The organism is Candidatus Methylacidiphilales bacterium, assembly GCA_025056655.1.
Taxonomy (GTDB): Bacteria; Verrucomicrobiota; Verrucomicrobiia; order Methylacidiphilales; family JANWVL01; genus JANWVL01.
Window position 1 is genome coordinate 1 of the sequence record JANWVL010000116.1, and the last position, 10,654, is coordinate 10,654.

Sequence of the window (10,654 nt, forward strand, 5' to 3'; positions counted from 1 at the left end):
ACCGTCAGTAAATTGTTGAGCGAGGAGTGCGAGTTGCGCAGAGGCAGATGCTGAGAATTGATCTGCGATGGTTTGTGGGTCATTCGCTTTGGTGAGGGAAAGGAGCTGGCGGATGAGTTGCTGTTTTGATGAGGTTTCATCCGGTGTAGCTGTTTTTTCCTCGGAAGACTCAGAAGAGGGAGGGGGAGACGGAGGTTGTGGTGATGAGTTTTGGGATTCAGATTCGGGTGTGTTTTTATTATCTGTGTTTTCAGTGACTTCTTCAGGGGGTGGAGTTGATTGTTCGCTATCTGTAGCAAAAGAGATCTTCGGATTGAGGCTGAAAAGTAATGTGAATAAAAAGGCCAAGAAAATAGAACGTGAAATTTTCATGTGTAAATTCCTAGCCGTTAAGTGATGAGAAGCAAGTCTGCCCTTTTACGTTTCAAGAGGGAGAGGTAGGCAGCAACTAAAGAAGCGAATAAAATTAAGGTGGAAGAATCTCCGTTGAAATGGCGTATCTCGGAAACGGATTAAAGGGATCTGTGTAATAGTGATGCTGAATAGGACCCCTAGGGGTAAGGCGATGGTCTTCGAGAAGTTTCATGAGTTCTTTTTCTTTTTTGGCAAAGGTGCGGTAGCCCGCAAATTGTAAAAACCCACCAAACGATAGATGTGCCACAGTAACGGGTCGTGTCCGTGAGAGAATGATGGATGAGCTATCGGGTTTAGGCAAAGCTTCAAAGGAAAGGTGTTGAGGCATCACAAAGGCCATTGTTCCTGCATGAGCAGGGGAAGAAGCTGAATCAGGGGCGGGAGTGTAAATGACGGGAGCGGTCATGGCGATTTTTTGCTGGGCTTGGTTCTTCCCAAAAATATATGAGGCAAGAGAACGGAATCCTTGGTTTAGTATGGAACGGTAGGATTCACCTTGGACTTGAATTTGCGCGAGGTTGGCTGAGGGATAATTGCGGATTTCCAATGGTCCGTATTTTTTGATGAGGGTGTAGGGTTGCTCTTCTACTGCTTGTAGTGATGAGAGGAGAGCTGCAAAGAGACAAAGTAGTAAGCTTACTGAGCTTTTTTGAAGAACTAAAAATGGGTGATTCATTTTATATCTGAAAATTCGATGATCAATTTTCCATAACGAGCTTCTTGAGTCCCGCTAAGTCAAGTTTTCCTGAAGCAAGAACAGGAATCTTATCCACCAATTTGACACGGCGAGGGATCCAGAGGTTAGGAAGCCCTGCTTCAGTATGTAAACGGTGGCGCATCTCGTCCCAGTTGAGTTCACGGGTGGTCACGAGAATCAAGGCTTCTCCTTTTTCTTCATCGGGAAGGCTGACGATGGCAAACTCAACTGCTGAGTCTTCATTTACCGCAGGATACAAGCGGTGTAGCGCATCCTCGATCGTTCCATGAGGCACCATTTCTCCGGCTATTTTTGAAAAGCGTGAAATGCGTCCTTCAATAAATAAAAATCCATCTTTATCCAATCGTGCTATATCTCCTGTGATAAACCATCCATCGTGAAATACCGTTTCAGTTCGTTCTGGGTCTTGAAAGTATCCGTTAAAGACATTCGCACCTTTTAGCCAGAGTATGCCTGTCTGATCAAAGCCAAGGAATTTGCCAGTGTCTGAATCTACGATCCTAGCCGTGATGCCTGGCAGCAGTCGGCCTACGCTTCCTTTTCTTGAACCCTCTTGCGGCTGGTCTGCATCAATGTTTTTGGGAGGATCGGGAAGATTAACGCTCACGACTGGGCTTGTCTCAGTAAGACCATATCCTTCGTAGATCTTGATATTAAATTTGTTTTCAAACGCCCGAGCTAGATCTGATGGCAATTTTTCAGCGCCTGTGATTACTGCTCGCAACGACTTGAAGGATTCGTGGGGTGTCCGTTTCAAATGACCTCTCAAGAATGTAGGCGTGCTTATGAGTAAGGTGATTTTTTCTTCTTTGACTGCCTCGGCGATGGCCTTTGTATCAAGCGGTGAAGGCAATGTAACGATCGGGACGCCGCAAGCAAGAGGATACCAAAGTGTAACGGTGAAACCGAAACTGTGGAAGATCGGTAGGCAGGCCAAAACTTTATCCGTTTTCTGAATGACATTCACGTGTGCGATCTGCTCGATGTTTGCGATGATATTTCGATGAGTCAGCGGCACGCCTTTGGGTTCTCCGACACTGCCGCTTGTGAAGAGCAACCCCGCTTCTTTTTGGCCGCCATGGCGCGGGATACCTAGTAGGTAACCGAGTGTAGATCTAAACAGATGAGCCAAAACAAGCCATTTCAAAACTTGTTTTTTGCCGCAAGCCTTGATTTCTTCGGAGATATCAAGACAACGGTAAAGGTTTTCGTCGTTCCAAGGAAACTCAGGGAAGCGCTTTTTAAGAGCTTCGGCAGTAATTATCGTGCGGATTCCCGATCGTCGGATACACGATGTAGCAGCCGTTTTGCCCATTGTGTAATTCAAGTTGACTGGCACAATATTTAAGAACTGAAGGGCTAAATTTGTCGCATGACCGCCGATACCGGGAGGCAACACCACTCCGACGCGATTCTCTCCTTTTAGGAGTTTTTTCCAACGCTTGGATAGAGCGATAGCCAAGGCAAGGAAGGTTCCGGCTTTCAAACGACGCACCTGTTCGGGGTTTGTGCGGTCTATGATAATTTCAAGGAGGCTGTGTTTGATTAAGCCTTTGAAACATCTCCATGCTAAATGCCCATTAAGCTCTGGACGCTTGGAGAAGGCGGCTTGGTCACCATCCATCATAGCCCATCGCGCTTCTTCTGCTGTTGCTTGCTGGGCTGCTAACGGCTCACCGATATGCACCCGCACATGATACGGCAAACGGTGGGGCCATTTCCAGAAATATCGCCCACCTTTAAATGAAAAAATTGATCCCCATAACGAATCGATTGTAACGGGGATGACAGGTTTCCCGCTTCGCCGAGCGATAAGTTCAAAACCGCGCTCGAGCCTCAATAAAAGGCCGATGCGTGTGAGTTGTCCTTCAGGGAATATCGCGACTAACTCGCCTCGACGTAAGGCATCTGTAGCTGTGCGAATCGCCTCTTTTGAGTGCTGTGGAGAAATAGAAAGCACACCAAATATCCTAAGTAGCAGGCCCAAGATGGGCTGTTTATGAAACCATTCAAACGCTATAAAACGTATGCGCTTGCGAATAGCTAATCCCAGTATGATTGCATCCACATAACTCACATGGTTGCATATTAACAAAGCACCATTTGAAGGGATGCGTTCGAGCCCGAAAACTTCTATTCGGTAAAAAATTTTGCCCAACATGATCGCAATAAGTCTCAACACACCCTCAGGAAGCAATCCAACAACATAGTAGGCCACACCAACACTAATAGGCACTAAGGCCATTACCTGTGTTGTGCCGTCCCATTTCAAAGTGATTGCCATGAAATATTGTAAAGCGATAGTCGCTACTCCGATGAGGCTAGTGAGGAGATTACTAGCTGCCATGATGCGTCCGCGCTCCTCCTCACCCGCACGGTCTTGAAGGTAAGTGTTCAAAGGCACAATGATGAATGCGCCAAATAGTCCGACTGCTATTAAAGCAAGATGAATAGATAAACTGTCTATCGTCGCTAAGCTGACTGCCACCAATCCACCGACCACTCCAACTGCTCCGACTGCGACGAGGCCGAGCTCGAGCATCTTGCGACAAATATATCCAGCCCACAGGCAACCGATCACCAATCCACTGCCTAGGCAGCAGAGCAGCACGCCGATCATCGTGCCGGCGCCCGTTACATTTTCAGAGTGATACTCACGGCACTCCTGCCACAAGATTAAAAAGAGCAGATTCCCAAGCGCGAAAAAATAGGCTACGCCTAACGCAGCAAGTCGGAAATCACGTCTCGACCAGAGGCGACGAAGTTGTTCAAAGTGTTCCCAAAAAAGAGAGGCTCTGAATTTTTCCTGAGGAGCGCGTGCCTCCGTAAAACGGACTTGAATAAAAACCCACCACGCAAGCAGGGCTCCTGCAGATAGAATTAACATGCCCCATAAAGCACCCACCCATGCCTGTTTGTTGGCGTGATGAGTGAGAACGTCGAACAGCCATCCTCCTGCGAAGCCGCCGAGTAAAATTGCAGTGATGGTTAGCATCTCCATCCATCCCACAGCGCGGATGAGACGCTCGGATCCGACAATTTCCTTGAGGATGCCCATCTTAGCGGGAGAAAAAATGGCTACTTGCACCGCAAGCAATCCAAATCCTGCTATCGCCCAATCTAAATGATGGGTCCAGACGGCGGCTAAAAGCCATCCCATTGCAATGATTTGGCCGATCAGAGACCAGTTTAATACATGGCTTTTTGAATATCGATCCGCCAACCAACCCGCAAACGGGCTTAGTAGAATTGTCGGCACAACAAGGAGCGCGGCCATTAAGGTCGTAGCAAGTTGCTTTTGTTCTTCGTTGGGAAGGACGGCGGCCGCAAGGGCCATAAGCAACATCTTAGCAGCGTTGTCATTGAAGGCGACTTGTGTCTGCGCAAAAAGCAAGCGCCAAAGACAACTGCGATAAGCCATATCCAGCCCTCAAAATATAATTTCAGGCTGATAAACAAAGCTTTTTTAGCGCTGAGAAATCTCGCCTCATGCGGAGGAGAGCTACGTAAATGCTCAGTTTGATGAGGCGCTTCTTAAGCTCGCTTTAATAACCAAGTGCTTAAAAAGTTAAACGTAAGCCCGCATAGTAAGTGCGGCCATCTGCCGGCTCTATGCCGTCGGATCGCACGCGAGAATAGTATTTCCGATCGAAAACGTTATTGACGCCAAAAATCAGCGTAGCCGTATCACGATAGATTTTCATCTCTCCTGTGAAGTCGAATACGGCAAAGGCAGGAATGGTGCTCACACCATTAGCCGGGAGATTCGAGTCTTGCCAAAATTGACCTCCGATAATCTGACCCGTGAACGAAAGTTTGAGCTTATCTTTGTAGTTATAAATAGGGCCGATCTTGACTAGGTAATCTGGCGCATAATCAGGTCGTTTGCCGTCGAGCGGGCCAGAGTGAAATTTTGCATCGAGAAGCTGGCCATTGGCTGATAAAATAAGGCTTCCTAAGCGGTCGGAGAAGTCGCCCTTTTTGGATAGTTGATCAACAAGTGCTGAGAGATCTAGCTCGAGAGCGCCTTCCCAGCCGCGGTAGTAGGCATCGCCGCTGTTGCGAAACTGACTGATTCCAGGCGCAACGGTAAAGCTTCCGAATTGGTTTTCATAGTTTATCCAAAAGAGGCTGGCGTCATATCGAAGCCAAGACCATGGCGTGCCGCGGGCTCCGATTTCGAATGAAAGGCTCTTGCCTGCTTCGAGTTCAGTAGCTGCAAGAGCGTTGCCTGTAGGAGCAAGATTGTCAAAGCCTGGTGGCTTGTAGCCTTGAGAGACATTAGCATAGAACGTGTGTTCTGAGGAAAGTTCGTATTCGAGCCCCAGTCCGAAGAGGCTGACGATATCAAGATCATCAATGTTGATGAGTGGAGCTGTGGTTTTGTCAAAATTGACCTCTTCATGGATTCGGTTGTTGATCAGCTCGAGACGCGCTGCGGGAATGATGGCGAGCCGGCCGATTTGAAAACGATTTTCGGCAAATAATGCGCCGTAATAGGTCTCCCGATCAAAACGGTATCGAGTCTGGCCTTGAAACGTTCCCAGCCTTCCAAGAGCTGATCGTTTTTGAAGACGAGGGCTGTTAGTATAAACAGCGGTGAATCCAGCCGCTAAAAGATGATTTTCTTCCCAAGCATCCCAATTCAACGCGAGTCGGGTGTCGAGACCTCCGGTGAAAAACTCTTGCAAATCGATGTTGGCATTGTTGAGGGAAACGCGCGCAGCATTGAAACGCTCTCGTGTGCTGTAGCGAGAGGTATAGCCCCCCCAAGCCTTTGCAAAAAGCTTTGCGCGGTCGGATAACGTCTGTTCCAGTTGTATTGCGCCAACGAAGCGATTCCACTTAAGCCGATCAAAGCGAGTGCGGGTGAGTTTTCGGTTGGCGTTGTATTCAGCGAGGGTGAGACGGCCTGGCTCACCGACTTCAGCCTCGTAAATGTCGAGACCGAAAGTCAACAAACTGTCCTCGTATGGCCTCCACTGAAGTTTTGCGGTGCCACCATGAATTTCATAGTCACCGTTTGAACGTGAGCCATCTGATTTTTCATAAAGGAAACTTCCAAATCCGGCGGACTTCTCACCGCTGAAAGTTACTTTATTGAAGCTAGAAATCTGATCATAGGAGCCGAAAATGAATTCAGTGATATATCCCCGGTCAGACTTTGTAAGAGGAGATCGAGAGACAATCTGCTTGGGATCGCTTCCATGGTCGGCCGCGGCAGATTTTAAGGATGGCGTGTCTAAAATGTAATTCACTGTAGGACCAGGCTGCGGACCGTAAAGCAACGATGAGCCGCCGCGAATGAACTCCACTCCTTTGATAAGCTGGGATGGTGTAGTGTAATACATCGTGGCATAGCCGTGGAGACTGTGCTGAATTGGGATGCCGTCTTGAAAGAGTAGCATATCTTGCGCTTCGTGTGGGTCTCCGATGCCTCTGTAGGTGAGGTTGACGATGCCTCGATTCATGACTTCTGAGACGACTAAGCCTGGAGTCTGGGAAAAGACTTGTCGCTGTTGGCTCGCCGCAATGCGCGGAAGTTTATCAATGCGACTAAGTGTGGTTTTTTTACCCTGATATATCTTGCCGTTCTCATCTGCTGGGAGAGGTAAGGATAGAGCGTTCGTTTCTCGTTTCCCGACAACTGTGATAGCCGGCAAAGGTTGAACATTTGAGCCGTGGGATTGGGCGTGAACGAGGTTTGAGAATACAGCGAGAGTTAGTGATAGATAGATAAGTGTCTTATTCATATTGAGACTCAGTCTTAATAAGGGACAATGCAGTGTCAATGTTTATTTCTAACAAAGACTGGTCAGCTAGCGCCAGATTTGGCGGTCAAGGGTGCGATATTGAATCGCCTCCTCGATGTGTGAGTCTTGGATGGATGGCTCTCCAGCGAGGTCAGCTATGGTCCGAGCTACTTTGAGAATTCGATCATAGGCGCGTGCGCTCAAATTGAGGTCATTCAATGCGTAGCGGAGTAGCTCTTGTTGACTTTCGGTTAACGCGCAATATTGCCGAATTTCTTTAGTGCCCATTTGCGCATTGCATCGGATGCGGCGTTTGCCTTTGAACCGCTCCTGTTGTATAGCGCGGGCCTTAATGACTCTTTCGCGGATTGCAGCCGATGGCTCTGCGGGTTTATTTCGGAGGAGAAGCTCATGCTTAATGGCGGGAACTTCAATGTGAATATCAATTCGATCGAGTAATGGACCTGAGATTTTGTTGAGATAACGTTGAACGGCTGCAGGGCTGCATTTGCCTAATGCGCTATCTCCGAAATTTCCTGTGGGTGTGGGATTCATGGCGGCGACGAGCATGAACTGGGCTGGGAAAGTCATTGTGCCGGCGGCTCGAGAGATTGTGACTTGTCCATCTTCAAGCGGTTGACGGAGGACTTCAAGGGTAGTCCGTTTGAATTCAGGCAATTCATCTAAAAAAAGGACGCCGTGATGAGCAAGACTGACTTCACCTGGGGTCGGTGTAGCTGTGCCGCCGATAAGACCGACATCGGAGACGGTGTGGTGTGGCGATCGAAAAGGTCGATGTCGAATAATAGCATGACGATCGGGTAACAGGCCAACTACACTATGGATACGAGTAATCTCCAGTGCTTCATCTAAAGTCATTGGCGGAAATATTGTAGGAATACGTTTGGCCAACATGGACTTTCCACTGCCCGGTGGACCAATCATGAGGAGGTTGTGTCCGCCGGCTACAGCGACTTCGATGGCGCGTTTAGCAAGCTCTTGTCCTTTGACGTCTGCAAAGTCTAATTCTGCCGAGTCGCAAATATCGTGGAGTAATGAATCGACGGCAACACGGGTTGGTTTTATTATGGCTTCGCCTTTTATGAGAGCGACAGCTTCAAGCAGGGTGCGAACTCCGTAAACTTCTATGCCCTCGACAACGCCTCCTTCTAGGGCATTGGAGTAAGGGACGATGATTCTGCGGACGCGCTGTCTCTGGGCTTCAAGAGTGATGGGTAGGACTCCTTTTACAGATCTGACTTCACCGCTTAGGGCGAGCTCGCCGACAATCCAGGTGTCGGCAAGGTGATTCGGGTCGAGTTGTTCACTTGCAGCGAGAATTCCGACTGCGATAGGCAGATCAAAGCTTGGTCCCTCTTTTCGCACGTCGGCTGGGGCGAGATTGATCGTTAATTTGCCGATAGGATATCTAAAACCGCTGTTTTCGAGAGCGGTGCGGACTCGGTCTTTACTTTCACGGACTGCGGCATCAGGGAGGCCGACAACGATAGTTTGAGTCTCTCCCCAGGTGGCGTTTACCTCGATTTCGACTGGCAACGCATCGACACCCCAGACAGCGGCTGCATGAGCTTTTGCGAGCATATGGTAAGCATATCGGTCGTGGTGAATATGAAAAACATTTTAGATCGACTCGCTCTTTGGTAGCTTATCCTTTTAGTCTTCACATGGAACTCATTATCCTGAATCTGACTTCTCCTCCGATTTTATTTTTTGGTTTAGGGTTGCTGGCCTCAATCTTGCGTAGTGACTTGAAGCTTCCCGAAGCGTTGTATGCTACGCTTACAATTTACTTGCTGTGTGCGATTGGATTCAAAGGGGGTGTGGCGTTATCGCAAGTGGGGTTGGAAAAGGTGTGGCTTCCGACATTGAGTGCGGTTGCGCTGGGGATGCTGATCCCGCTGTGGAGTTTTTTTATAATCAAAGCGTTTAGCCGTCTTTCATCGGCAGACGCTGCGGCTATTGCTGCTCATTATGGTTCAGTGAGTGCCGTGACGTTTATTGCGGCGACTAATTATCTCAAGCTGGTGCAAGTATCGTATGAACCATACGCGAGTGCATTTCTGGCTGTGATGGAATCTCCTGCGATTGTGATCAGTATAGTCTTAGCTCGCCTTTCTAGTGGCTGGAGAGCAGGGACTTTAGGGAACGCCTTAAAACCGGCTTTGCGAGAGGCACTTTTTGGTAAAAGTATTTTTTTATTGCTCGGATCGCTTTTTATCGGCTGGGCAGCAGGGGAACGAGGCGGGGAGATGACGCATGCCTTTTTTGTTGCGCCATTCATAGGTATCCTTTGTCTTTTTCTTCTTGAGATGGGGATTGTCGCGGGGCGACGAATTAACGCGCTTCCTAAGTTGGGTGTGTTTTTAATTTTATTTGGCACGTTAATGCCGCTTTTCAACGGTGTGGTCGGGGTCTGCCTTGGAAAGTGGAGTGGGCTTTCATTGGGCGGGGCGACATTGTTAGGGGTGTTATCTGCCAGTGCTTCTTATATTGCGGCACCGGCAGCGGTTAGGATTTCGATTCCTGAGGCGAATCCGACCTATTATTTGACGGCTTCGTTGGGCATTACGTTTCCATTTAATCTTTCGGTGGGGACGCCTTTGTATTTTCTTTTCGCTTCGTGGCTTTATGCCGCTTAGGATTAGGTAGAGATTTGGATATGCACACGGCTCCTACGACAGCGCGTTTAGTTACCATCATATGTGAGGCTTTAGCTCGTGAACCGATCTCGCAGTTGCTTCGTTCTTTGGGGGTGTCTGGCTTTACGTGGTTTGAGGTGCAAGGCGAAGGGCATCAAGGTGTGCGTTATGGGGAGATGGAGGAGTTTGCGAATATCCAGATGGAGGTGATACTCTCTCCTGCTCGTGCACAGCGGTTGCTAGAAATTTTGGAAAGAGACTATTTTCCGCAATACGCCATGATTGCTTACGAGAGCGAAGTAAGAATCTTGCGAGCAAAGAAGTTTTTGGGTGAATAGAGAGGTTTACTGCGCAAGCATTCTTTTATACAGGCGGATAAAGCCTTCAGCCGTGCGCTCTGGTCTAAAATAAGCTCTGTCGCGATCATGATGACGAGCTCCCAAGCTGCGGACGAGGGAAAAGTCATGGCTAAGCGTCTGCATTGCCTTTGATAGGTTCTCCGGTGTGAGGGGGTGCAATATCCAGCCGTTTTCCATGTGTTGAATATACCCTGACTGGCCGCCGTAGGGCGTTGTGACGACAGGGACTCCTACAACACGAGCTTCTTTGGCTACGTTTGGGCTGGTGTCGGCCCGCGTGGGAAGCAAAACAGCCCACGCTTTGGCTAATTCTTGCTGCACCGATAGCCAAGGCAGATTGCCTAGGATACGGACATTGGGTAGTCCTTCGAACGAGCTTTGATATTCGCCTGACCCGATGATTCGGACCTCGTAGTCTTTCTTCGTCGGAGAACTCTTTAGTGCTTTTAGGAGAACATCCATGCCTTTGCGATAGTCGATAGTGCCGATAAATAGAAAGATGGGGCGACGCGGATCGGGCTGCCATTTGACTTGATAAAAACTGGGATGCACCCCGTATTCGACCAGCTCTATCTCAGCTTTAGGGGCGATTTTTTTAATTTCGTTGCGCCCCCATTCTGACTCGCAAGTGATGATTGTGGCATAGGGGAGCCAAGCGCGTTCGTAGAAATGTTGAAGAAAGGCTCGCCAATTTTTCTTGAAAGCCCCGATTCGAGTGTAAGTCGTCAATATTCCTTGCATGGAGAGGAT

At 48.6% G+C, this 10,654-nt stretch carries 8 protein-coding genes; 2 read left to right on the plus strand and 6 right to left on the minus strand.

Annotated elements, in window-relative coordinates:
* From NZM04_07935 to NZM04_07955, 5 genes are all read right to left on the minus strand, one after another.
* Nucleotides 1-372: hypothetical protein (locus NZM04_07935; GenBank protein ID MCS7063951.1), on the minus strand; the 372-nt coding region annotated here is incomplete at its 3' end.
* A gap of 94 nt (nt 373-466) precedes the next feature.
* Nucleotides 467-1,090 carry a heme-binding protein gene (locus tag NZM04_07940; protein ID MCS7063952.1) on the minus strand — a complete coding sequence of 208 codons (624 nt, stop codon included), beginning with the start codon at nt 1,088-1,090 and terminating at the stop codon, nt 467-469.
* Between the two features lie 22 nt (nt 1,091-1,112).
* Nucleotides 1,113-4,553 (minus strand): MFS transporter, encoded by a 3,441-nt coding sequence (locus NZM04_07945; protein MCS7063953.1) that lies wholly within the window; start codon nt 4,551-4,553, stop codon nt 1,113-1,115.
* Nucleotides 4,554-4,692: 139 nt separating this feature from the next.
* Complete coding sequence (locus NZM04_07950; GenBank protein ID MCS7063954.1) at nt 4,693-6,885, minus strand: TonB-dependent receptor; 2,193 nt, start codon at nt 6,883-6,885, stop codon at nt 4,693-4,695.
* 66 nt (nt 6,886-6,951) lie between these two features.
* The gene (locus NZM04_07955; GenBank protein MCS7063955.1) at nt 6,952-8,487 is read right to left on the minus strand and encodes a YifB family Mg chelatase-like AAA ATPase; all 1,536 of its coding nucleotides are present in this window, start codon (nt 8,485-8,487) and stop codon (nt 6,952-6,954) included.
* A gap of 83 nt (nt 8,488-8,570) precedes the next feature.
* Between NZM04_07955 and NZM04_07960 the strand changes: the two genes are divergently transcribed.
* On the plus strand, nt 8,571-9,545 hold the full coding sequence (locus NZM04_07960) for a sodium-dependent bicarbonate transport family permease (GenBank protein MCS7063956.1): 975 nt from the start codon (nt 8,571-8,573) through the stop codon (nt 9,543-9,545).
* Between the two features lie 20 nt (nt 9,546-9,565).
* Nucleotides 9,566-9,883 (plus strand): hypothetical protein, encoded by a 318-nt coding sequence (locus NZM04_07965; GenBank protein ID MCS7063957.1) that lies wholly within the window; start codon nt 9,566-9,568, stop codon nt 9,881-9,883.
* A gap of 6 nt (nt 9,884-9,889) precedes the next feature.
* On the opposite strand, the gene NZM04_07970 is transcribed toward NZM04_07965, so the two are convergent.
* Nucleotides 9,890-10,654, minus strand: a 765-nt coding sequence (locus tag NZM04_07970; protein ID MCS7063958.1) for a glycosyltransferase family 4 protein, incomplete at its 5' end; no start/stop codon positions are given.

What these genes read in the sequence shown, in the direction of transcription:
- NZM04_07960 (MCS7063956.1), top strand. Translation starts at nt 8,571, where the DNA reads ATGGAACTCATTATCCTGAATCTGACTTCTCCTCCGATTTTATTTTTT.
- NZM04_07955 (MCS7063955.1), bottom strand. Translation starts at nt 8,487, where the DNA reads ATGCTCGCAAAAGCTCATGCAGCCGCTGTCTGGGGTGTCGATGCGTTG.
- NZM04_07950 (MCS7063954.1), bottom strand. Translation starts at nt 6,885, where the DNA reads ATGAATAAGACACTTATCTATCTATCACTAACTCTCGCTGTATTCTCA.
- NZM04_07945 (MCS7063953.1), bottom strand. Translation starts at nt 4,553, where the DNA reads ATGGCTTATCGCAGTTGTCTTTGGCGCTTGCTTTTTGCGCAGACACAA.
- NZM04_07965 (MCS7063957.1), top strand. Translation starts at nt 9,566, where the DNA reads ATGCACACGGCTCCTACGACAGCGCGTTTAGTTACCATCATATGTGAG.
- NZM04_07940 (MCS7063952.1), bottom strand. Translation starts at nt 1,090, where the DNA reads ATGAATCACCCATTTTTAGTTCTTCAAAAAAGCTCAGTAAGCTTACTA.